This window comes from Xanthomonas arboricola pv. populi, from assembly GCF_002939945.1.
In the GTDB taxonomy this organism is placed as follows: Bacteria; Pseudomonadota; Gammaproteobacteria; order Xanthomonadales; family Xanthomonadaceae; genus Xanthomonas; species Xanthomonas arboricola_A.
In genome coordinates, this window is the sequence record NZ_MDEB01000001.1 from 136,419 (window position 1) to 159,475 (window position 23,057).

Here is a 23,057-nt window from a genome sequence, read left to right on the forward strand (position 1 = left end):
CAGCAGCAACTGTCAGGAGCGAGCCATGTCCCTTCGCGATGCCTTGAAGACGCCGTCCGGCGAGATCACCGATGAGGCCGTCTACCGCGACCGACGCCGGCTGCTGCAGCTGTTTGCGCTGACCCCGGCGCTGGGCGTGGCCGGCTGCGCCGAGGCCGATCCGCCGCCTCCGCCCAAGACCGTGGTGACGCCGGCGCAGGCGCGCAGCGGCTTCCGTACCGCCGAGGAACTGACCCGGCTGGAAGACGTCACCAGCTACAACAATTTCTACGAATTCGGCACCGACAAGACCGACCCGTCCAAGGCCGCCAAGACCCTGAAGCTGTCGCCGTGGTCGGTGAAGGTCGGCGGCGAGTGCGAAAAGCCCGGTAGCCTGTCGCTGGACGAGTTGCTCAAGGGCGTCAGCGCAGAAGAACGCATCTACCGGCTGCGCTGCGTGGAAGGCTGGTCGATGGTGATCCCGTGGACGGGCGTGCCGCTGGGCGAGGTGCTCAAGCGCTTCGCGCCGACCTCCAAGGCCAAGTACGTGGCGTTCACCACGCTGGCCGATCCGCAGCAGATGCCGGGTGTGCGCTACCGCTCGATCAACTGGCCGTATCGGGAGGGCCTGCGCATCGACGAAGCGATGCATCCGCTGACCCTGCTGGCCACCGGCCTGTACGGCAAGCCGCTGCCGCAGCAGAACGGCGCGCCGCTGCGGCTGGTGGTGCCATGGAAGTACGGCTTCAAGAGCATCAAGTCGATCGTGGAAATCCGCTTTGTCGAGAAGATGCCCGAGACCGCGTGGCACGATCTGCAGCCCTCCGAGTACGGCTTCTTTTCCAACGTCAATCCGGCGGTGGATCACCCACGCTGGAGCCAGAAGACCGAGCGCCGGATCGCCGGCACCGCCAGCAAGCTGTTCGCCGAGCGCATCGCGACCAAGCCGTTCAACGGCTACGCGGATCAGGTCGCCTCGCTGTACGCGGGGATGGATCTGAAGAAGTGGTTCTAGGCCGCAAACACTCTGATATCGCCCTGTCGTAGGAGCGCACCCGGGCGCGACGGGCATTACCAGCAAAGCCCGTCGCGCCCGGGTGCGCTCCTATGTTTCATGTCCGCGCGCGCTTCATGCCCGCGCGGCATCGCTTCCTTCTTCGAGATCGCATGGCCAAGACGTCCGCATCCCTGATCGCCGCCAAGACCCTGGTGCATGTCGCCGCGCTGACGCCGATCGCATTGCTCGGCTGGCAGTTCTGGCAGGTATGGCAAACCGGCAGCGACGCGCTGGGCGCCGATCCGGTGGCCGAGATCGAGCACCGCACCGGGCTGTGGGCGCTGCGCTTGCTGTTGATCACCCTGGCGATCACGCCGCTGCGCCAGCTCACCGGCCAGGCGACGCTGATCCGCTTCCGGCGCATGCTCGGGCTGTATGCGTTCTTCTACGCCAGCGTGCATCTGGCGGCGTACCTGAGCCTGGATCTGCGCGGCTTCTGGACGCAGATCTTCGAGGAGATCCTCAAGCGTCCCTACATCACGGTCGGCTTTGCGGCATGGCTGCTGCTGGTGCCGCTGGCGATCACCTCCACCCAGGGCTGGATGCGTCGACTCAAGCGCAACTGGGGCCGGCTGCACATGCTGATCTACCCGATCGGGCTGCTGGCGGTGCTGCACTTCTGGTGGCTGGTGAAATCCGACATCCGCGAACCGGCGCTGTATGCCGGCATTCTGGCAGTGCTGCTGGGCTGGCGGATCTGGAAAAAACTCAGCGCGCGCCGAACCACAGCAAGGCGCTCAACGCCGCCGCCAGCAACACCGCGCTGAGCAGCAGCCATGGCCAGCGCGCGACCTTGACCGGCACACGCGCCGGTTCGCCGGGCGGGCGTGGTGGCGGCAACGGCTCCGATTCGGGGATGTCCCAGGTGGTGCCGTGATGGGTGCGCGGCACTTCGACGACAAAGCGGTGGCGCGCATCGAACACGACCTGGTCGCCGGCCTGCAGCCAACCGTCGCGCACCTGCACGCCGTTGATCCAGCTGCCTTCTTCCGAGCCCAGATCGCGGATCAGCACGCGGTCGCCGTGACGTTCCAGACGCGCATGCTGCGCCGCGAAGGCCGGGTCGTCGATGACGATGTCCGCAGCCGGGTCGCTGCCGACCAGGCGTGAGCGGTCCAATGTGAAGCTGCGCCCGTGATGGCGGCCGCCCAGCCCGCGCAACAGCAGGCAGACCTCGCTCAGGCCGGCATCGTCGTCTGGAACATCGTTGGCCGGCGCGCTCGACGGCGCACTGCGCAGCAGCATCTCCACGCCGTCGGCGTAGATCGCATCGCCGGGGCGCAGCAGCGCCATGCGCCGCACCGGACGTCCGTTGACGTGGATGCCGCGGATCCCGTTGGCCACCTGCAGCCACAGCCCGCGCTGGTCCAGGCAGAACTGCGCCAACAGCAGCGCACCCTGCGCATCGGCAACCACCCGCACGCTGCCGGAGGCATGACGGACGATCCGGTGGACGCCGGGTTTGAGGGAATGATCCGGCTGCTGCCGGTGGGTGAAATGAACTTGCAGATCGCGCACCCGCCGCAGCCTAGCAGGTTTGTCCCGCGCAGCGGCCAACAACGTGACCGGCGTCCAGCCGACGCATGCACAGTGCCGACGCGTCGTTGCTGCGCGGCCATGCGCGCGCCGCACTTGGAGCCTGGCCCGCGCATGCGCACAATGCGCGCTCCTTTCGTCTTTCCCATGGAACCCATGTCCAGCATCGATATCCGCCACGACCATGCCTTGTCGCCGGCCCAGGCCCGCGCAGCGATCGACGCGGCGGCGCGCAAGTTGACCGATCGCTACGGCGTCGCCTCGCATTGGGAAGGCGATACCTTGCGCATCGCACGTGCCGGCGTGGATGGGGCGATCGCCCTGCTGCCGCAGCAGGTCCATGTCACCGCCGAGCTCGGCTTCCTGTTGTCGGCGATGCAGCCGATGGTGGAATCGGAGATCCGTCGCCTGCTGGCCGAAAAACTCGCCTGAGCCTGCGGTGTCGTTGGTGCGGGCCTGATCGCGCGGTTTGGATTTGACCGCGCCAGTGCTTCAGCCACAAGTCACCCGCGTGGCTCATCGCAGGGGGATGCTCTGGGGGTGCTTCACCTGCTCGATGCAGTGCCGGGACTAGGGTGAAGGCCACGTCACTTTGGCAACCCACAGGAGCATTCCATGACGACCGGATACGATCAGAACGGCAAGCGCGACGATGCAGCACACGGCTTCCAGGCGCAGGCGGAACAGATTTCGCGCCGGCTCGGCGAATCGGCGCAGACGGTGTGGCTGGCCGGGCTCGGTGCACTGGGACGGGTGCAGAGCGAGGGTGGCAAGTTGTTCGATTCGCTGGTGCGCGAAGGCGCAGCCTACGAGCGCAGCGGCCAGCGCAAGGCGGCCGAAAGTGTCGATGAGCTGCGCGAGGAGGTGGAAACGCAATTCGAGCAGGCACGCGACACTGCAGTTCGCGGCTGGGACAAGCTGGGCAAGGCCTTCGACGAACGCGTCAAGGGCGTGCTGCGTACGCTCAACATCCCCGAGCAGGACGAACTGGAGAACCTGCGTCGCGAGGTGGAATCGCTGAAGGCCCAGGTGCGCGCCAATACCGCCGCGACCAAGCGCGCCAACCGCACCGCCAATCAGGCAGCGCAGGCCGCCAGCAGTGACACCACCGGCGCAGGCTCGGCCGGCAGCAGCTCCAGTCCAAGCAGCACCGCGTTCGATGGTGAATAAACCAGCCGGGTAATGTTGCAAAGCAACATGATTTTATAGACAATCGGGAAGGACCCGCCAGTCCTGTAATACGAAGTCCGTTTGCTCCCCTCCCCTCACGGCTTCGGACTGGCGGGTCTTTCGCTATCTGGATCACGGCTCGTGTTATCGCCGCCCGCGATCCATTGACGGATCTGCCGCGAAGGATTCTTCTAGGCGCACCGCTTCGTCATACGCGCCATCCCTTCGCTCGATGCTCATGCCTTCCTGGATCGTGGCGCTTGTGGCTTCCCTGCTGCTCTGGCTGGCGGTGTGCGTCTATGTGTGGCTGGTGCGCCGCCGTGCCAACGAAGCCAGCGAAGGCATAAGTGCGTTGGCGGGCATGCACTGGCGCGACTTTTCCGCCGTGGTGCTGCGCATGCTGCAGGATCAACGCGGCTGGCACCCCACCCAGCTGCCGCAGGACGGCCTGCCGACGACCGACTTCATGATGCAGACCGAGCAAGGCACGCGCCTGGTGGCCTGCAAGCACGGGCGCGGGTACCGCATCGGCGTGGCAGCGGTGAACGAGCTGGGCGCAATGGCGCGGCTGGCCGGCGCAGGCGGCGGCGTGATGGTGACCGAGGGCCGCATGGAGCGCGAAGGCTTGGCGGCCGCCAAGAGGCAGTCCATCGAAGTGCTGGATGGCGTGCGCCTGTGGCCCTTGCTCAAACCGTATCTGCCGGGCGATGTGGAAACCGGCGTGGTCGGCATGGCACGCCGTCGCGCCATCCGTCACAGCGTCATTGCCGGTGCAGCGCTGGCGACCCTGGCGCTGGTTGCTGTGCTGGCATTGCAGCCGGCGGAGCCGCCTTCGCCAATGCAGCAACCAGCTGCCGTAGTGGCAACGTCGCGCGTTGCCGCAGCGGTCGCTGTGACACCGGCAGCGCAGGGCACAACTTCGCAGCAGGCGGCGCGGCCGACAGCCGCGCCACCCGCATCGATGCCACTGACAGGCGGTGCCGAACCGGATGCCGCGACCATGCAGGGCTTTCAACGCGAGGTTTCAAAGGCACTGGCACAGACGCCCGGCCTGGTGCGCGGCATCTGGATCACCCAGGCAACGCTGGCGGTGGATCGCTCGGTTGACGATGCTGCGGCGTGGCCGTTGATCTGCCGCGAACTGCAGCGCTACCCGTACCTGCGCACCGTGCGTGTGCAACTCAATCCACGCCCCGGCGTGGACGAACCGGTGCACTGGCGGCAGTGCACGACGATCTGATTCACGCATCGCCCCATGCGCTGCGCGCGGCGTTTGAGAGTCAGCGCATTCCCGGCGCGAACCGCGCCACCAGGTCGTAGGATCCGCCCAGGAACAACTGACGCACGTAGGTAACCGGCTGGTCGCCGCGCCAGGTGTGGCGATCGATGACCAGACAGGCCGCGCCATCGTCCACCCGCAGGCGTTCGGCTTGCGCGGCGTCCGCACTGACGGCGCTGATGCGGTGCTCGGCGCGCGTCCACGGCACGTTGCGCAACAACCAACTGCCCGGTGACACGTCGGTGAACGGCTGCAGCAGTGCCTCGGGCACGGTGGTGATGTCGATCACCCGCTGTTCCAGCGCGAACGGACTGCCGTCTGCCAGGTGCACGCTTTCCAGCGCCAGCACCTTGCCGCTGCTGCCCAGCACACGCTCCTGTGGCACGCGCAGGCGCAGGTTGCGCAGTCGCCGCGACAACAACGAGAACTGATAGACGTGGCCGCGCGTGGTCATTTCCACTTCGATGTCGGGAATCGACAACGCGGCCTGCTCCAGATGCGGATGCGGCCGCGCCACGAACGAGCCGGTGCGGCGGCGGCGTTCGATCATGCCGGCGTCGGCGAGCAGGCCGAGCACCTTGTTCACGGTCATGCGCGAGCAGCCGTATTGCGCCATCAGTTCGTGTTCGGGCGGCACGCGGTGACCGGGCGGCCAGTCGCCACTGTGGATGCGGCGTTCCAGATCCTGCCGGATGCGTTGGTGCAGGGTGCCGGGCGCGGCGATGGGGGGGGCGGTCAAAGCAGGTCTCCGGTCAGACCCGCATTGTGCGCGCATCCGCTCATTTACTCAGCAGCGATCGCAGAACACCGGCAAAACGTGCGGCAATCCGCGCGCGATCCACATGGCGCCCGTCGCGCACCACCGGTTGCCCGGCGCGCCAGACGGTGCGCACGGCACCGCCGCGCGCGGCGAACAGCCAACTATCCAGCAGCGCATCGTCGTTGCGCGTCAGCAGCGCCGGATGGGCTGGGTCCAGCTCCAGCAGGTCGGCCGATGCACCGACACGGATGCCGCTGCGGGCAATACCCAAGGCCTGCGCCGCGCCCTCGCCCGCCCGGTCGAACAACCAACGTCCGCTGGAGGTGCCCGCCTGCGCCAGCACATTGCGCGCCTGCAGCCGCAGACGCTGGCCGTATTCGAGCAAGCGCAGTTCTTCGGCTGCGTCGATCAACACATTCGAATCCGAGCCCACGCCAAAGCGCCCGCCCGCAGCGGCAAATGCCTGCATCGGGAACACGCCATCGCCCAGATTCGCCTCGGTGATCGGGCACAGCCCGACCGCCGCGCCGCTGTCGGCGATGGCCTGCAGCTCGCTCGCGTCCACATGCGTGGCATGCACCAGGCACCAGCGCGCATCCACCGACGCGTTGGCCTGCAACCACTGCACCGGGCGCTGGCCCGACCAGGCCAGGCAGGCATCGACCTCACGCTGCTGCTCGGCGATATGGATATGGATCGGGCCATCGGTGAGCGGCACCAGCGCAGCCAGCTGCTCCGGCGTGACCGCGCGCAGGCTGTGCGGCGCCAGTCCAAGCACGGCATCGGGCAATGTTTTCAGGCTGCGCGTGCAGTCGTCCAGCAACCGCGCGAAACCGTCGATGTCGTGGATCAGGCGACGCTGCGCTGCGCTGGGCGCGACGCCACCGAAATCCGAATGCGCATAGAACACCGGCAACAGCGTCAACCCGATGCCGGTGTTGGCGGCGGCAGCGGCGATGCGCTCGGACATTTCGCCGGCATGCGCATACGCCGCGCCGCCGGGGCTGTGGTGCAGGTAATGGAATTCGCCGACGCGGGTGAAGCCGCTTTCGAGCATCTCCACATAGGCCTGTTCGGCGATCGCCTGCAGGCTGTCCGGATCGAGCCGGTCGACGAAGCGGTACATCAACTCGCGCCAGCTCCAGAAACTGTCGCCGCTGCGCCCACCCACTTCAGACAGGCCGGCCATGCCGCGCTGGAACGCGTGGCTATGCAGGTTGCCCAGCCCAGGCAGCAGCAGCTCGACCGGGGTATCGGTGGCAGCGCGTGCGCGATCGGCCTGCACCGTGGCGATGCGCCCTTGCGCCAGCGTGATCCGCACATCACCAGCCCAGCCATCGGGCAAGAGAGCCCGCGCTGCCCACAACGCCTGCACCTGTTGGTCTGCCACTGGACACCCTCGATTGCCGGTTCTATTGTATATACATATCAGACACCACGAGCCTGCGCCATGCATTGCGACGTCCTCTGGCACAACGCACAGCTGATGACCCTGGACGCGCCCGATGGCGGCCTGGGCATCGTGGACGATGGCGTTCTGGCCTGCCAGGACGGCCGCATCGTCTATGCCGGCCCGGCCACGCAAGCCCCGGCACTGAAGCCGGACGTTGCGCACGATTGCCGGCGCCGCTGGATCGGCCCCGGCCTGATCGATTGCCATACCCATCTTGTGTACGCAGGCAACCGCGCCAACGAGTTCGAGCAACGCCTGCGCGGTGCCAGTTATGCCGAGATTGCCGCAGCCGGCGGCGGCATCCTGGCCACGGTGCGTGCCACCCGCGCCGCCGATGACACAGCGCTGCTGGCCGCCAGCCTGCCGCGCCTGGACGCCATGCTCGCCGAGGGCGTGACCACGCTGGAAATCAAATCCGGTTACGGGCTGACGCTGGAGGACGAAACCAAGCAGTTGCGCGTGGCACGTCAGCTCGCTGCGCTGCGCAAGGTCGAAGTGGTGCCGACCTTCCTCGGTGCGCATGCGGTTCCGCCGGGCGGCGATGCGCAGACCTATATCGACGCCGTCTGCACGCAGATGATTCCGGCGATCGCCGCGCAAGGCCTGGCCGAGGCGGTGGACGTGTTCTGCGAGCATCTGGCGTTCTCGCCCGCGCAGGCCGAACAGGTCTTCATCGCCGCGCAGGCACACGGCCTGGACATCAAGATCCACGCCGAGCAACTGAGCAACCGGCATGGGGCACAACTGGCCGCACGCCATGGCGCATTGTCGGCCGATCACGTCGAATATCTGGATCACGCCGGCGTTGCCGCGATGGCCGGCGCCGGCACGGTCGCGGTGCTATTGCCGGGCGCGTTCTATTTCACCCGCGATACCCAGCTGCCGCCGATCGCGGCGTTGCGCGCCGCCGGCGTGCCGCTGGCCCTGGCTACCGACTGCAATCCGGGCACCTCGCCGCTGACCAGTCCATTGCTGGCGATGAACATGGCCGCCACGCTGTTCCGCATGACCGTGGACGAGTGCATCGCCGGTTTCACCCGCGAAGCCGCACGCGCGCTCGGGCGCAGCGAACGACTCGGCCGGCTGCGCGTCGGCATGCACTGCGACCTGGCGATCTGGAACATCGATGCGCCGGCCGACCTGGTCTACCGCATGGGCTTCAATCCTCTTCATGCCCGCGTCTGGCGCGGGCATTCCTGCTGAATCCGGAGTCGTCATGAGTGCATCTATCGTCTTGCAGCCCGGCCAGGTCACGCTGGCGCAGTGGCGTGCGCTGTATCGCGGCGCCGAGGTCGTGCTGGACAAGGCCTGCACGGCCGCGGTGCTGCGCAGCGCGCAGACGGTGGAGACCATCGTGGCGCGCGGCGAGCCGGTCTATGGTGTCAATACCGGCTTCGGCAAGCTGGCCAGCGTGCGCATCGAGCGCGACGACCTGCAGACCCTGCAGCGCAATATCGTGCTATCGCACGCCGCCGGCGTCGGCGAGCCCACGCCGGTGCCGGTGGTGCGGCTGATGATGGCGCTCAAGCTCGTCAGCCTGGCCCAGGGCGCCTCCGGCGTGCAGCCGCAGACGCTGGCACTGCTGGACGCGATGCTGCGCCTGGGCATCACGCCGGTGGTGCCCTGCCAGGGCTCGGTCGGTGCCTCCGGCGACCTGGCACCGCTGTCGCATCTGGCCGCGGCGATGATCGGTGTCGGCGAAGCCTTCGTCGGCGGGCAACGCCTGCCTGCGGCCGACGCGCTTGCGCAGGCGCAGTTGCAGCCGCGCGTGCTGGGCGCCAAGGAAGGCCTGGCGCTGCTCAACGGCACCCAGTTCTCCACCGCCTGCGCATTGGCCGGTTTGTTCGAGATCGAAACCGTGCTGCAGGCCGCGCTGGTCACTGGCGCCCTGTCGGTGGAAGCGGCCAAGGGCTCGGACACGCCATTCGATGCGCGCATCCATGCCTTGCGCGGCCAGCCTGGGCAGATCGCCACCGCTGCCGCACTGCGCGCGCTGATGGCCGATTCGGGCATCCGCGAATCGCACCGGCTGGGCGATGTGCGCGTGCAGGATCCGTACTGTCTGCGCTGCCAGCCGCAGGTGATGGGCGCGGCACTGGACATCATGCGTCAGGCCGCACGCACCCTGGAGATCGAAGCCAATGGGGTCTCGGATAACCCACTGGTGTTCAGCGACACCGGCGAGGCCTTGTCCGGCGGTAACTTCCATGCCGAGCCGGTGGCCTTCGCGGCCGACATGCTGGCGATGGCAGTCTGCGAAATCGGCTCGATCAGCGAACGCCGCACCGCAATGCTGGTCGACCCGGCCTTGTCGGGCCTGCCGGCGTTTCTCACCCCGCGCCCGGGTCTGAATTCCGGCTTCATGATTCCGCAGGTCACCGCTGCGGCGCTGGTGTCGGAGAACAAACAGCGCGCGTATCCGGCCAGTGTCGATTCGATTCCGACCTCGGCCAATCAGGAAGATCACGTGTCGATGGCAGCGCATGGCGCGCGGCGTTTGCTGGCGATGGCCGAAAACGCCGCGCACGTGATCGGCATCGAACTGCTGGCGGCCGTGCAAGGCTGCGATTTCCATGCACCGCTGCGCTCCAGCGCAGCGCTGGAAGCCGCACGCGCGTTGCTGCGCGCGCAGGTGTCCACCTTGCAGGACGACCGCTATTTCCATCCCGACATGCTGGCTGCCAGCGCGTTGGTGCGTTCGGGCGCACTCGCGCAGGCGGTCGCCATGGCATTGCCAGGTGTGGAGCAGCACGCATGACGCGAGACGCCGCATGAGCACCCTGCCCTGGCTCGACATCCACCGCGGCGATGCGCCGTTGATCCTCAGCTTCCCGCATACCGGCACCGAGCTGCCCGACGAGGTGGTCGGTCAGTTCGTCTCGCCCTGGCTGGCACGCCGCGATGCCGATTGGTGGGTGCATCAGCTGTACGACTTCGCGCAATCGCTGGGCGTCACCACCGTGCGCACCGCGATCTCGCGCTCGGTGGTCGACGTCAACCGCGACCCCAGCGGTGCGTCCTTGTATCCGGGCCAGAACACCACCGGGCTGTGTCCGCTGACCACCTTCGACAACCAGCCGCTGTATGCCGACGGCGCCGAACCGGACCCGGCGCAGATCGCCTGGCGCCGCACGCGCTGGTTCGACCCGTATCACGCTGCGCTCGCTGCCGAGATCGCACGCCTGCGCGAGCAGCACGCCAGGATCGTGGTCTACGACGCGCATTCGATCCGCTCGCAGATTCCGCATCTGTTCGATGGCGAGCTACCGCAGTTCAACATCGGCAGCAACGACGATCGCAGTTGCGATCCGGCGCTGGCCGATGCCGTGGAGCAGCTGTGCCGCAGCAGCGGCTCGAGCACCGTGCGCAACGGGCGCTTCAAGGGCGGCTGGATCACCCGCCATTACGCGCAGCCCGAGCATGGCGTGCATGCGCTGCAGATGGAGCTGGCGTGCCGCGGCTATATGCGCGAGCCGGACGCGATCACCCCGCAGAACTGGCCCACGCCATGGCTCCCCGCACATGCGGTCGCGCTGCGTGCGGTCCTGCGTCACGTGCTGCTGGCCTGCCTGCGGTTTGCCAACGCCACCGATCACTCCTCCGACACCACGCCGCCTGCGGCGCACCGTTGATTGCAAGGAAACCGGCATGACCCGTCACGATGCAACCCGCGTCATCCGCGCCGCCACCGGCACCACGCTCACCGCCAGGAGCTGGCTCACCGAAGCGCCGCTGCGCATGCTGATGAACAATCTGGACCCGGATGTGGCCGAGCGTCCGCAGGAACTGGTGGTCTACGGCGGCATCGGCCGCGCCGCGCGCGACTGGGAATCCTTCGATGCGATCGTCGCCGCGCTCACCCGCCTGGACGACGACCAGACCTTGCTGGTGCAATCCGGCAAGCCGGTCGGGGTGTTCCGCACCCATGCCGATGCACCACGGGTGCTGATCGCAAATTCCAACCTGGTGCCACGCTGGGCCAACTGGGACCACTTCAACGAACTCGATCAGAAGGGTCTGGCGATGTACGGCCAGATGACCGCGGGCAGCTGGATCTACATCGGCGCGCAAGGCATCGTGCAAGGCACCTACGAAACCTTCGTGGAGATGGGCCGCCAGCATTACGGCGGCAATCTGTCCGGGCGCTGGTTGTTCACCGGAGGCCTGGGCGGCATGGGCGGCGCGCAGCCGCTGGCCGCGGTGATGGCCGGCGCTTCGTGCCTGGCGGTGGAATGCCGCCGTTCCAGCATCGACATGCGCCTGCGCACCGGCTATCTGGACACCTGGACCGACGACCTGGACGAAGCGCTGCGCCTGATCGAGGAATCGTGCAGCGCGAAGAAACCGCTATCGGTCGGCCTGCTCGGCAATGTCGCAGACGTGCTGGACGAACTGCTGCTACGTGGGGTCAAGCCGGACCTGTTGACCGACCAGACCTCCGCGCACGACCCGATCAACGGCTACCTGCCGCAGGGCTGGACGGTGGAGCAATGGGACGCCAAGCGCGTGTCCGCACCCAAGGAGGTGGAAGCGGCTGCGCACGAGGCGATGGCCAACCACGTCCGCGCCATGCTCACCTTCCACGCCCTGGGCGTGCCCACCGTCGACTACGGCAACAACCTGCGGCAGATGGCGCTGGAAGCAGGCGTCGACAACGCGTTCGACTTTCCCGGCTTCGTGCCCGCCTACATCCGGCCGCTGTTCTGCCGCGGGATCGGGCCGTTCCGCTGGGTCGCGCTCAGCGGCGATCCGGACGACATCGCCAGGACCGATGCCAAGGTCAAGGAACTCATTCCCGACGATGCGCATCTGCACCGCTGGCTCGACATGGCCGCCGACAAGATCGCCTTCCAGGGTTTGCCGGCGCGGATCTGCTGGGTCGGCCTGGGCGACCGCCACCGGCTCGGCCTGGCCTTCAATGCGATGGTGCGCAGCGGCGAGCTCAAGGCCCCGGTGGTGATCGGCCGCGACCACCTGGATTCGGGCAGCGTGGCCTCGCCCAACCGCGAAACCGAAGCCATGGCCGATGGCTCGGATGCGGTCTCCGACTGGCCGCTGCTCAATGCGCTGCTCAACACCGCCTCCGGTGCCACCTGGGTGTCGCTACACCACGGCGGCGGGGTCGGCATGGGCTTCTCGCAGCACGCCGGCATGGTCATCGTCTGCGACGGCAGCGAGGCGGCCGACAAGCGCCTGGAGCGCGTGCTCTGGAACGACCCGGCCACCGGCGTGATGCGCCACGCCGATGCCGGCTACACCATCGCCACCGACTGCGCGAGGGAAAAAGGCCTGGATTTGCCGGGCATTCTCGGCTGAGGATTCCCGGCCGAGCTCTCTCGCCGACAGCGTGCACGCCGCACGCTGTCGGCATCTAGCAGGCGGACATCACCGGTCTCGGGCGCATCGTCCGCAGCAGGCGACGACTGTCCGCTACGGTCCGTCAGCGGCTTCCAGTTCCATGACTGTCTACCTGCAGGCCGACGCAGCAGCAGCCAGCAATGCGCTGTCATCGAGCACCGGCGCTGCCCCGCTTGCGGGATAGGCCGCCGCGATCGCCTTCGCCGCGCGATCGCCGTCGGCCTGGATATACCACTGCGACGAAAACGGCAGCGAACGCCCGCGCACCGCCTGCTCGAATCGATACTGTCCCCAATAGATCGCCAATGGCTCTTCCAGCGCGTTGAGCGGGTTACGCAAGCTGGCCGCACCCGGACACAGCCGCACGAAGTCTGCAGCGAGCATGCGTTTACGCGCAGATGCTTGCCCCGCAGACAGGTAGTGACTCAATTCGTGCAACACGATCGGCGCCCAGTCCATCGAGGCCGTGCCGGCAAGCGCATCATGCTGCGAATAGAGCAGCATGGTGCGTCCGCGTACCTTGGCCTGGGTGGTGTCCGGTTCCGGCCACCAGACGAATCTTGCCTGGAACACCGCAGGCTCCGGCACCGCAAAGAAATCCCGCATCTGCGCTGCCAACCGCGAAACGGCGGGGTTGGACAGCTCCTCGCTCAGCACGCGCGCCTGCTGCTCGAAACGCGGTGCAACGGTGACCAACCGCCTGGCGCGCGGAACGAAGCGGCCAAAATACGCGCGCAACATCGCCTGGTCGTCTGCCGCCTGCTCCGCAATGGCGGCAGTCGCTGATGCCTCAAATCCCGCATTCCCGAGGAAATGCCGGGCGAAAGGATCCACATCACGGGTGGCGTCTGGCGCAAACACACGGTCGAGCACCTCCAGATCGTCGTCCTTTGCCAGCCCCGACGTGCGGCGGCGGAAATCTGCATAGGCCACAAGTGCTGCACGATCGGCCTGGTCCAGCCCTCCATGGGTTTCGAAATAACTGCGATACACGGGCACGGTAAAGCCCGGCAACCAGTCCGACAGGTTATCCAACAGGTTGAACAGATCCGTGGCTTCGCTGTAAGCCACCTGCACGGGTGTCGATGGCGGCATGGAGGGCGCGGCATGCACAGTGGCACACATCAACGACCAGATCAGTCCGACTGAGCGGACGCTACGCAGCGTTGGCGGCCAGCGATCGATCCATCTGCGCATGCAAGGCTCCGGGCTGGCGAGTGAGCTGATTTGAGCATGCCGGGACATCGCTCGCCACGTGCCTTTCGTCAGGGGGCGCGAAACCTTCCGGCTTCAGGTTGCAAGCGAGGACGTCGCCGCCCATCTCATTCTCGACGAGTGCCCTCAAGTCCGCGGCGTGCAGGCCGACAAGGTATGCAACGTTTCGAGGAATTTCCATGGGCATCTTGATCTACCTGGTGCCTGCATTCGCGCTCTGGGCACTGATTGCCACGGTGCTGGCGTTCGTGCGTGGCCGGCAGCTGCGCGCCGAATCCGGCCAGCTCGCCAGCACGCAGGACAGTCTTGCCCGCTACCGGGCCGCGCTCTCGCAGGCGAAGGCGCGCGCGGCCGCCATTGCGCTGGAACTGGAGTCGCTGCAGCGCAGTTACACCGTTCTCAAGCAAACGCTGGAGCAGCAGGAACAGACGGCAGCCGAACAGACGCCTGCCGCTGACAGCCAGGTGATTCCGATGGTGATGGTGCAGCGGCTGGATATCGCCAACGAGATCGGTACGTTGTTCGCGCACGTCGCACGGGTGGCACGCAGCCTGCGCCGCTACAGCGCCTACAGCCGCGGCCACACTGCGCCGGAACCGGCTACGGCCCGCTACGACCTGCACTGGCTGGCCGATTGCCTGCACAGCTTCGACCAGATCGGTTATGCCTTGCTGCGCGGCAACGTCGCAGCGCTGATCACCGCCTGCCAGGACCTGCTGTCGATGTACGACCATTATCTGAAGGACGGGTCCGGTTACAACAGCCGCGATACCTTCCAGCGCCTAAGCAGCGATGTGCCGCTCTCGGATGCCACCGATGCCATCCGCTCGATCATCGTCAAGGCGACGCTGGCGCAGGATGTGCGGGATGCCGTGATGGAGGATGCGGTCGTCGCGAAGGTCGGGTGATTCGGGAATCGGGAATCGGGAATCGTAAGAGCGCGGGTGCGGGGTTCTGTTGGGTCAACAGGTGGATGTACGTTGTCTGGCGACGATGCAATTGCCCATAAAAAAAGCGCACCGCTTGCGGTGCGCTTTCTTGTTTCAGGCGTCGGGAACGGCTAACAAGCCTCAGCTAGCCGTTCGCTCGCTGCGTGCGTCATGGTGCCTTCTGCGGCAGCGCGTAGGCCACCACGGCATCGCCTGCGGGCGTCTCCATGAAATGGTGGCCGCCGGCCATGATCACCAGATACTCGCGGCCGCCGTAGGCGTAGACCATCGGGTTGGCCTGGCCGCCGGCCGGCAGCTTGGCATGCCACAGCTCCTTGCCGGTGGCCAGATCGATGGCGCGGATCAGGTCGTCGGTGGCTGCGGCAATAAAGATCAATCCACTGGCCGTCACCACCGAACCGCCGTTGTTGGGCGTGCCGATCTCGATCGGCAGACCCGAGTGGATGCCAAACGGCCCATTGCCGCGCGCGCTGCCGAACGGGCGGTCCCATAGCGTCTTGCCGCTGGCCAGATCGATTGCACGGATGCCGCCATACGGCGGCTGCTTGCACAGCAGCTTGGTGAACGGCAAACGCCAGCCGGCGTTGACGTTGATCGCATATGGCGTGCCGGTCTGCGGATCGCCCGCACCTTCTGCGCCACCCGCATCGCCACGCACCTCATCGCGCGGCGCCCAGCCCAGTTTGTCGGCCTTGGCGCGCGGCACCAGCAGGTTGTAGTTGGGCATGTCGTTGTAGTTGGCCACGATCACGCCGCGCTGCGGATCCACCGACACGCTGCCCCAATCCGAACCGCCGTTGTAGCCGGGATATTCGATCGAATGGCGGTCGGCTTCCGGCGGCGTGTAGATGCCCTTGTAGCTGGCCTTGCGGAACTGGATGCGGCACACCAGCTGATCGATCGGCGTCATCCCCCACATGTCGCGCTCGGTCAGATCCGGCTTGCGCAAGCTGTGATACAGCGAGAACGGCTGCGTCTTGGCACGCATCTGCGGCTCCACACCACCGCCTGGCACTGCCCGTTCTTCCACGCCCACCAGCGGCTTGCCGGTACGCCGATCCAGCACGTACAACTCGCCCTGCTTGCTCGGCAACAACACCGCCGGCACGTTGACGCCGTCCTTGGGGAAGTCGATCAGGCTCGGCTGCGAGCCCAGATCGTAATCCCAGGCATCGATATGGGTCGTCTGGAAATTCCATACCGGCTTGCCGGTGGTGACATCCAGCGCCACCAGCGAGGTCGCATAACGATTCTCCTGCAGCGTGCGCGAGCTGCTCCAGTAATCGGCGGTGGAGTTGCCCATCGGCAGATACACATAGCCCAGCTGTTCGTCGGCCGCGGCGGTGGTCCACATGTTTGGCGTGCCACGCGTCCAGGTCTGGCCAGGCGGCGGTGCGCCGTTCCAGTCCGGGTGGGTCATGTCCCAGGCCCAGCGCAATTGGCCGGTCACCGCATCGAAGCCTTCGATCACGCCGGACGGCTCGTAACGCTGCTGCCCATCCAGCACCTGATGACCGGTGACCACCACCCCCCGCACGATGGCGGGCGGCGAATTGATCGACACATAGCCCGGCGGCGTCTGCCCCATGCCGACGGTGATATCGACCTGGCCGTTGTTGCCGAAGTCCGTGCACGGCTTGCCGCTACGCGCATCCAATGCGATCAGGCGGCCATCCAGCGTGCCTTCGATGATGCGCGTGCGGCACAGCGGCGCCCCCTCCGCTGCCACCGCCGCTGCGGCGTCGTTGGCTGCCGCCGGCACCTGGTAGTAAGACACGCCACGGCAGGCGGCCGTATACGGAATCGCCTCGTCCTTGACCTTGGGATCGTAGCGCCAACGCTCCTTGCCACTGGATGCATCCAGCGCGATCACCTGATTGCGCGCAGTGCACAGATACAGGCTATCGCCTACTTTCAGCGGCGTGGTTTCCGCACCCCAGCGCTTGCTCGGCAGGTCGCCGGTGTGGAAGACCCAGGCCTGCTTCAATTGCGCAACGTTATCGCGGTTGATCTGCTGCAGCGGCGAATAGCGCAGCCCCGCCTGGCTGCGTCCATACGCGGCCCAATCGTCGTCGGCAGGCGCATTGCCCGGCTGTCCATCGGAGGTGGCCGGCGCTGCAGACGCGCTGCGCTTGACCAGACTCGCGGCCATGCCGGCGGCGTGTGCCAACGCACCATCGGCCTCGGTCACCCCAAACGGCACGAAGGCGAGCGCGAAGGCCACCACGAACACCGCTGCCAAGACGCCGGCCACGCTGCGCGATACCGCACGCGACACCGGGCGCTCCAACTTCGGCAGCAGCAGCGCCAGCACGAACGCCAGGCCGACGATCAAGCCCAGCCGCGGCACCCAACGCCAGTAGTCGCTGCCCGACTCCCACCATGTCCACAGCAACGACGCTGCCACCACTGCGGCAAACCACCACGCGCCCGCATTGCGACCGCGAAACAGCAGCACGCCGGCGATCAGCAACGCCGCACCCGCAGGCGCGTAATACCAGGAGCCGCCCAGCGCGTCCAGCCACACGCCGCCTGCCAGCAATACGGCGCCCAGCACTCCAATCACGCCTCCCAACGTCGCCAGCGCCCAATGGCCGCGACGGGAAGGACGATGCAATGTCGTCATCAGTTGTTCCTCTTCGATCTGCGGCGACGCAACGCCGCCGCACCACCAACAACCTTCGACCCGCTGCGGTGAAAAAACCGCGTTCTTTGCGACCGCCGTCGAAAAACACTGCGTTGCAGATGTCACTGCGTGCAATAAAAAACGCCGGCTGTGCGCCGGCGTTTTTCTTCAACTGCGTTGCACGCCAGGCGCGATCACGCTTCGGTCGGTGGCAGCTGACCCGTGCTTGCTGCCGGTGCGGCCGCTGCATCGTCCGGCACGTCCTCGGCTTCATCCAGCGATGCATCCAGGCGTTCGACCGCTTGCAGCTTTTCGCCCTTGGACAAGCGGATCAGGGTCACGCCCTGGGTATTGCGACCCACGCGCGAGATCTCCGAACCGCGGGTACGCACCAGCGTACCGCCATCAGAAATCAGCAACACTTCGTCGGTGGCGCCCAGCAGCACCGCACGCACCAGCTTGCCGTTGCGCTCGGTGGTCTGGATGCCGATCACGCCCTGCGTGCCGCGACCCTTGCGCGGATACTCGGTCAGCGGGGTACGCTTGCCGTAGCCGTTCTCGGTGGCGGTGAGGATGTAGGCCATGTCGTCGCTCTCGGCGACGTCGATCACCTCCGCCTCGACGCCGTCCGTGCTCTCCAACACATCCTCGACACCCTCGTCCTCGACATCGCCTTCGATGCCGCCCGCACGCTCGGCCACGATCAGGCTGACCACCTCTTCGCCCTTGGTCAGACGGATGCCGCGCACACCGGTGGCGGTACGGCCCATCGAACGCACAGTGGATTCGCCGAAGCGCACGGTCTTGCCGTTGGAGGCGAACAACAACACGTCGCGGTCGCCGTCGGTCAAGGCCACACCGACCAACGCATCGCCCTCGTCGAGGTTGATGGCGATCTTGCCGCGTGCCAGACGGAACGCGAATTCGCTCAGCGGGGTCTTCTTGACCGTGCCGTTGCGCGTGGCGAAGAACACATAGCGGTTGTCGGCATATTCGCGCACCGGCAGCACCGCCTGCACACGCTCGCCGGGTTCCAGCGGAATCCAGTTGATGATCGGACGGCCACGCGCATTGGATCCGGCTTCCGGCAACTGGTACACCGGCAGCCAGAACACCTTGCCGCTGCTGGTGAAGGTCAGCAATGTGTCGTGCGTGTTGACCAGCCACAACTGATCGATGAAGTCCTCTTCCTTGGTCGCCGCCGCAGACCGGCCACGGCCGCCACGGCGCTGCGCGCGATACGCGCTCACCGGCTGGCGCTTGGCATAGCCGGCATGCGAGAGCGTCACCACCACGTCTTCCGGCGAAATCAGGTCCAGGATGTCCAGATCTTCTTCGCTGTGACGGATCTCGGTGCGGCGTTCGTCGCCGTACTCTTCGCGGATATTGATCAGCTCGTCGCGGATCACCTGCAGCAGCACGTCGGGGTTTTCCAAGATGCGGATCAGGCCTTGGATCACCTCGAGCAACTGCTTGTACTCGTCGGTCAGCTTTTCCTGCTCCAACCCGGTCAGGCGATGCAGGCGCATTTCCAGGATCTGCGAGGCCTGCACTTCACTGAGCTGGTAGAAGCCGTTGGCCAGGCCCACGCCCGGCGCCAGGTCCTCCGGCTTGGAGGCTTCGGCACCGGCGGCGCCCAGCAACGCGCCGACCAGACCCGGTTCCCAGGTCTTGGCCAGCATGCGCTCGCGCGCTTCCTGCGGGTTGGCCGAGGTCTTGATCAGCTCGATCATCTCGTCGATGTTGGCCAACGCGACGGTCAGACCTTCCAGCACATGCGCACGCGCACGCGCCTTGCGCAGTTCATAGATGGTGCGGCGGGTCACCACTTCGCGGCGGTGGCGGATGAACGCCTGCAGCATCTGCTTGAGGTTCATCAACTGCGGGCGGCCGTCGATCAGCGCCACCATGTTGATGCCGAATACCGACTCCATCTGGGTCTGCTGATACAGGTTATTGAGCACAACCTCGGCCGACTCGCCGCGCTTGACCTCGATGTAGATGCGCATGCCGTCCTTGTCGGACTCGTCGCGCAGCTCGCTGATGCCTTCGAGCTTCTTTTCCTTGACCAGCTCGGCGATCTTCTCGATCAGCCGCGCCTTGTTCACCTGGTACGGGATCTCGGTGACGATGATCGCTTCACGGCCGTTGTCGGCCACTTCCACGTCTGCCTTGGCGCGCATGCGCACGCGGCCACGGCCGGTGCGGTAACCGGCAGCGATGCCGGCGGTGCCGTTGATGATGCCGGCGGTGGGGAAATCCGGGCCGGGGATGTACTCCATCAGGCCTTCGACATCCAGCTCCGGCGTGTCGATCAAGGCGATGCAGGCGTTGATCGCCTCGGTCAGATTGTGCGGCGGGATATTGGTGGCCATGCCCACCGCGATACCGGCCGAGCCGTTGACCAGCAGGCTCGGGAACCGGGTCGGCATCACCGTCGGTTCCAGTTCCTTTTCGTCGTAATTGGGCTGGAAATCGACGGTTTCCTTGTCGATGTCGGCCATCAGCTCATGCGCCAGCCGCGACATGCGCGACTCGGTGTAACGCATCGCCGCGGCGGAGTCGCCATCGACCGAACCGAAGTTACCCTGGCCGTCCACCATCATGTAGCGCAGCGAGAACGGCTGCGCCATGCGCACCAGGGTGTCGTACACCGACTGGTCGCCGTGCGGGTGGTATTTACCGATGACGTCGCCGACGATACGCGCCGACTTGAAGTAGGCCTTGTTGCTGTGTGCGCCCAGCTCGTGCATCGCAAACAGCACGCGGCGATGCACAGGCTTGAGGCCATCACGGGCATCGGGTAGTGCGCGGCCCACGATCACGCTCATCGCGTAATCGAGATAGCTCTTGCGCATCTCGTCTTCCAGATTGACCTGGATGATTTCCTTGGCGGTTTCTGCCATTCGGGTTCCGTAAGTGAGGTGGCGGGCGAGCCGGAAAGCCGCGTCGGGGGCGCACTGGCAACAGGCTGCCGACCCCACGCTCCCGCCGATCGATTCAAGCCTTGGATTGTATCACGAAGGGGCACCACGATGCCGCCGGTTTACCGGCCAGAAACAAGCACTTGCAGGATTTTGGCGGGGCGATGCGGCGATAACGCGCCGCACTGGCCTCAGCCGCCGAACGCCGCCTGCATGCGCGCCAGGTCCGGCTGCGCGATCACCCCGCGTTCGGTGACGATCGCATCGATCAGGCTGCCAGGGGTAACGTCGAACACCGGGTTCCAGGCATGGATGCCATCGGCCACCGTGCGCACGCCGCCGACCCCGAACAATTCGCCCGGATCGCGCTGCTCTATCTCGATCTGATCGCCGCTGGCGGTGTCCATGTCCACCGTGGACGACGGCGCCACCACCATGAACCTGACGCCGTGGTGGCGCGCGGCGATCGCCAGCTGATAGGTGCCGATCTTGTTGGCGGTATCGCCGTTGGCGCAAATGCGATCTGCGCCGACGATGACCCACTGCACCAGCCCGGACTTCATCAGATGCGAGGCGGCCGAATCGGCGATCAGGGTCGCGTCGATGCCATCCTGCTGCAGTTCCCACACGGTCAGGCGCGCGCCCTGCAACCACGGCCGGGTCTCGCCGGCAAACACCTTGGCGATACGCTGCTGCGCCACCCCGGCGCGGATCACGCCCAGCGCGGTACCGAAGCCGGCGGTGGCCAGCGAACCGGTATTGCAGTGGGTCAGCACGCTGCTGCCGGCATCGATCAACGACGCGCCGAGCGCGCCCATCTGCCGGTTGGCCGCCAGGTCTTCGTCGGCGATGGCCTGCGCCTCGTGCGCGATCACCTCGCGCCAGTCGGCGCCGGCAGCGCCGAGCACGCGACGCATGCGCATCAGCGCCCAGGCCAGGTTGACCGCGGTCGGACGCGCGGCATTGAGCCGCAACAGTGCCGGTTCGAGTTTCTGCAAGGCCGCACTGCCGTCATCGGCAGCGATGTCGCGCGCCGCCAGCACAACGCCCCATCCGGCCGCAATACCGATCGCTGGCGCCCCGCGCACGGCCAGCGAATGGATCGCCTCGGCCACCGCATCGCTGCTGTCGCAACGCACATGCTCGACCACGAAGGGCAGCTTGCGTTGGTCGAGCAGCTCCAGGGCATCGCCGGTCCACAGCAGCGGGCGGATATGGTCGTAGCGGGCGTAATCGATATGGGCGCTGTCGTTCATGCTGACATTGTAAGTCATGCCCTGCCTGCAACCACGCACGCCGACCGTCGTGACTGATCCTTGCCACTCATCGTCGCGGGACCGTACTCGGCATGGATGCCGCGCAAGAATCCCACACGGACGTATTTGCGGAGTGTCCTGCGATGGTGGGCGGGCGGGCCCTGCAGCAAAAACTCACAGCGCCGAGGGCGCGGTGCCCTCACCGCTTGCGGGACACGCCGTGAACCCGTCCCTGGGGGCTCGGTGGCGGCATCCATGCCGCCACACGGTCCCGCAACCGGCGAGGACACCGCACCAGACAGTTGGCCGGCGCTCATCTGAAAAGCTGTCTGTCGTGCGGTGTGCATCAGACGTGGAGCCGATGCTTCAGGATGGAACCAGGCGCATCCAGCACTGCTCTTACCATGCACACCGACCATCTCGATTGGTCCTTGCCCGCCCACCGCCGCGGGACCTTACGCGGCATGGATGCCGCGTAAGAGTCTACAAGGACGTCCTTGCGACGTGTCCCGCGATGGTGGGCGGGCAAGGGCCTGCAGCAAAACCGCAGATCGTCCGCTCTACAACCGACGCATCCGCAACCGTTCAATCACTTCTCAAGACAACCGAGAGCTTGAGCTTCAGCGTCGTTTGGATGTCTCAAGCCGAGCTGCTCGAGTGCGCGACACCCGCACCAACTTGGTCGCATGCTGACGGGAACCACAAAGCCGGCTACGCCCACCTATGCGATGGAGAGCAGCAGTTTCTTCAGCCGCTCTCAGTCGACGATGAACTCCGCGCGGCAGCCGTCGTTGACCCACACGCCGTCGCGGCTCCAGCCCCAGGTCTGGCCTTCCACGCATTCCTTTTTGGAGATCTGCCGGCCCACACGCACCTGGCGCTCCACCGAGATCCCGCAGGTGCGGCGTGCGCCCTTCTTCGATTCGCAGGTCACCATTCGTGGCATGGCCACGAAGCCGGAACCGTCCTCGGCAGCGACTTCGAATTCGCCATCGCAGCCGCGCGAGACCCATATTTCGTTGCGGCGCGTGCCCCAGCTGCGGCCTTCCCTGCACGGCCACACCGAGCGCTGGCGCAGCAAGCGCACCGGCGCACCACGCAGCACCACCGGGCATACCACCTTGCCGCCGTTGGAATCGCAGCGCACCACGCGGCGCATCTGCGGAGCGCTCAGCGCCCGCGCGGTCGCGAACTCGGCACGGCATCCCTGTTCGACCCACACGCCATCGCGTTCGATACCCCACTCGCTACCGCGGATGCAGCTGGTCTCGGACAGCTGGCGTACCAGCTGTACGCCATGTTCGGTATCCATCGCACAATGCACGCGCGCCATCTCCTTGGATTCGCAGGGCACCACGCCGGAGGCGCGATCCGCCGCACGCGCATCGGCGAGCATCAGCAGCGGCAAGCACCACAAACCGCATAAGCTGATCAGCCACTTCATGCCGACAATCCTCACCCAAACACACTCTGCGCCGCGCCCCCGTGGACGCC

General features: G+C 66.4%; 18 protein-coding genes. 10 read left to right on the top strand and 8 right to left on the bottom strand.

Translation table 11 applies throughout. From position 1 onward, the window contains the following. Positions 1–25: 25 nt before the first annotated feature. The gene (gene msrP, locus XaplCFBP3123_RS00645; RefSeq protein ID WP_104532366.1) at positions 26–994 is read left to right on the top strand and encodes a protein-methionine-sulfoxide reductase catalytic subunit MsrP; all 969 of its coding nucleotides are present in this window, start codon (positions 26–28) and stop codon (positions 992–994) included. A gap of 152 nt (positions 995–1,146) precedes the next feature. Then, a complete protein-coding gene (msrQ, locus tag XaplCFBP3123_RS00650; RefSeq protein ID WP_104532367.1) occupies positions 1,147–1,803 on the top strand; it encodes a protein-methionine-sulfoxide reductase heme-binding subunit MsrQ in 657 nt (218 codons plus the stop codon). Here the strand turns inward: msrQ and XaplCFBP3123_RS00655 are convergent. After that, positions 1,745–2,554 (bottom strand): FHA domain-containing protein, encoded by an 810-nt coding sequence (locus XaplCFBP3123_RS00655; RefSeq protein ID WP_104532368.1) that lies wholly within the window; start codon positions 2,552–2,554, stop codon positions 1,745–1,747. The two genes, msrQ and XaplCFBP3123_RS00655, sit on opposite strands and share 59 nt — an antisense overlap. Before the next feature lie 174 nt (positions 2,555–2,728). Between XaplCFBP3123_RS00655 and XaplCFBP3123_RS00660 the strand changes: the two genes are divergently transcribed. The 3 genes from XaplCFBP3123_RS00660 to XaplCFBP3123_RS00670 all read left to right on the top strand — a co-directional run bounded on the left by XaplCFBP3123_RS00660 (position 2,729) and on the right by XaplCFBP3123_RS00670 (position 4,982). Further along, positions 2,729–3,004, top strand: coding sequence for a polyhydroxyalkanoic acid system family protein (locus XaplCFBP3123_RS00660; RefSeq protein WP_102596972.1), 276 nt, complete (start codon positions 2,729–2,731; stop codon positions 3,002–3,004). A 183-nt stretch (positions 3,005–3,187) separates the two neighbouring features. Next, on the top strand, positions 3,188–3,742 hold the full coding sequence (locus XaplCFBP3123_RS00665) for a phasin family protein (protein ID WP_104532369.1): 555 nt from the start codon (positions 3,188–3,190) through the stop codon (positions 3,740–3,742). Between the two features lie 232 nt (positions 3,743–3,974). Further along, positions 3,975–4,982, top strand: a complete 1,008-nt coding sequence (locus XaplCFBP3123_RS00670; RefSeq protein ID WP_172453028.1) for a restriction endonuclease — start codon at positions 3,975–3,977, stop codon at positions 4,980–4,982. 40 nt (positions 4,983–5,022) lie between these two features. Here XaplCFBP3123_RS00670 and hutC read toward each other — a convergent pair whose 3' ends face one another. Continuing rightward, complete coding sequence (hutC, locus tag XaplCFBP3123_RS00675; protein ID WP_343125480.1) at positions 5,023–5,796, bottom strand: histidine utilization repressor; 774 nt, start codon at positions 5,794–5,796, stop codon at positions 5,023–5,025. 4 nt (positions 5,797–5,800) lie between these two features. Continuing rightward, positions 5,801–7,171: a formimidoylglutamate deiminase gene (locus XaplCFBP3123_RS00680; RefSeq protein WP_104532371.1), complete on the bottom strand. Its 1,371-nt coding sequence runs from the start codon at positions 7,169–7,171 to the stop codon at positions 5,801–5,803. 60 nt (positions 7,172–7,231) lie between these two features. Between XaplCFBP3123_RS00680 and hutI the strand changes: the two genes are divergently transcribed. From hutI to hutU, 4 genes are read left to right on the top strand one after another with little or no spacing between them, the layout of a single operon-like run. Then, the gene (gene hutI / locus XaplCFBP3123_RS00685) at positions 7,232–8,437 is read left to right on the top strand and encodes an imidazolonepropionase (protein ID WP_104532372.1); all 1,206 of its coding nucleotides are present in this window, start codon (positions 7,232–7,234) and stop codon (positions 8,435–8,437) included. A gap of 13 nt (positions 8,438–8,450) precedes the next feature. Next, positions 8,451–9,992, top strand: a complete 1,542-nt coding sequence (gene hutH / locus XaplCFBP3123_RS00690) for a histidine ammonia-lyase (RefSeq protein WP_104532373.1) — start codon at positions 8,451–8,453, stop codon at positions 9,990–9,992. Positions 9,993–10,005: 13 nt separating this feature from the next. Further along, positions 10,006–10,866, top strand: coding sequence for an N-formylglutamate deformylase (gene hutG / locus XaplCFBP3123_RS00695; protein WP_104532374.1), 861 nt, complete (start codon positions 10,006–10,008; stop codon positions 10,864–10,866). 16 nt (positions 10,867–10,882) lie between these two features. Next, positions 10,883–12,550, top strand: coding sequence for a urocanate hydratase (hutU, locus tag XaplCFBP3123_RS00700; RefSeq protein ID WP_104532375.1), 1,668 nt, complete (start codon positions 10,883–10,885; stop codon positions 12,548–12,550). Positions 12,551–12,700: 150 nt separating this feature from the next. Here the strand turns inward: hutU and XaplCFBP3123_RS00705 are convergent, their stop codons facing one another. Beyond that, on the bottom strand, positions 12,701–13,789 hold the full coding sequence (locus XaplCFBP3123_RS00705) for a hypothetical protein (RefSeq protein ID WP_104532376.1): 1,089 nt from the start codon (positions 13,787–13,789) through the stop codon (positions 12,701–12,703). Between the two features lie 197 nt (positions 13,790–13,986). Between XaplCFBP3123_RS00705 and XaplCFBP3123_RS00710 the strand changes: the two genes are divergently transcribed. Continuing rightward, positions 13,987–14,715, top strand: coding sequence for a hypothetical protein (locus XaplCFBP3123_RS00710; protein WP_104532377.1), 729 nt, complete (start codon positions 13,987–13,989; stop codon positions 14,713–14,715). A gap of 190 nt (positions 14,716–14,905) precedes the next feature. Here the strand turns inward: XaplCFBP3123_RS00710 and XaplCFBP3123_RS00715 are convergent, their stop codons facing one another. From XaplCFBP3123_RS00715 to XaplCFBP3123_RS00735, 4 genes are all read right to left on the bottom strand, one after another. Beyond that, positions 14,906–17,383: a membrane-bound PQQ-dependent dehydrogenase, glucose/quinate/shikimate family gene (locus tag XaplCFBP3123_RS00715; protein WP_104532378.1), complete on the bottom strand. Its 2,478-nt coding sequence runs from the start codon at positions 17,381–17,383 to the stop codon at positions 14,906–14,908. 194 nt (positions 17,384–17,577) lie between these two features. Continuing rightward, complete coding sequence (gene gyrA / locus XaplCFBP3123_RS00720) at positions 17,578–20,289, bottom strand: DNA gyrase subunit A (RefSeq protein WP_104532379.1); 2,712 nt, start codon at positions 20,287–20,289, stop codon at positions 17,578–17,580. 209 nt (positions 20,290–20,498) lie between these two features. Continuing rightward, positions 20,499–21,563, bottom strand: coding sequence for an S-methyl-5-thioribose-1-phosphate isomerase (gene mtnA / locus XaplCFBP3123_RS00725; RefSeq protein ID WP_104532380.1), 1,065 nt, complete (start codon positions 21,561–21,563; stop codon positions 20,499–20,501). Between the two features lie 757 nt (positions 21,564–22,320). Next, entirely contained in the window at positions 22,321–23,007 is a 687-nt protein-coding gene (locus XaplCFBP3123_RS00735) for a DUF3011 domain-containing protein (protein ID WP_104532381.1), read from the bottom strand. Positions 23,008–23,057 lie beyond the last annotated feature (50 nt).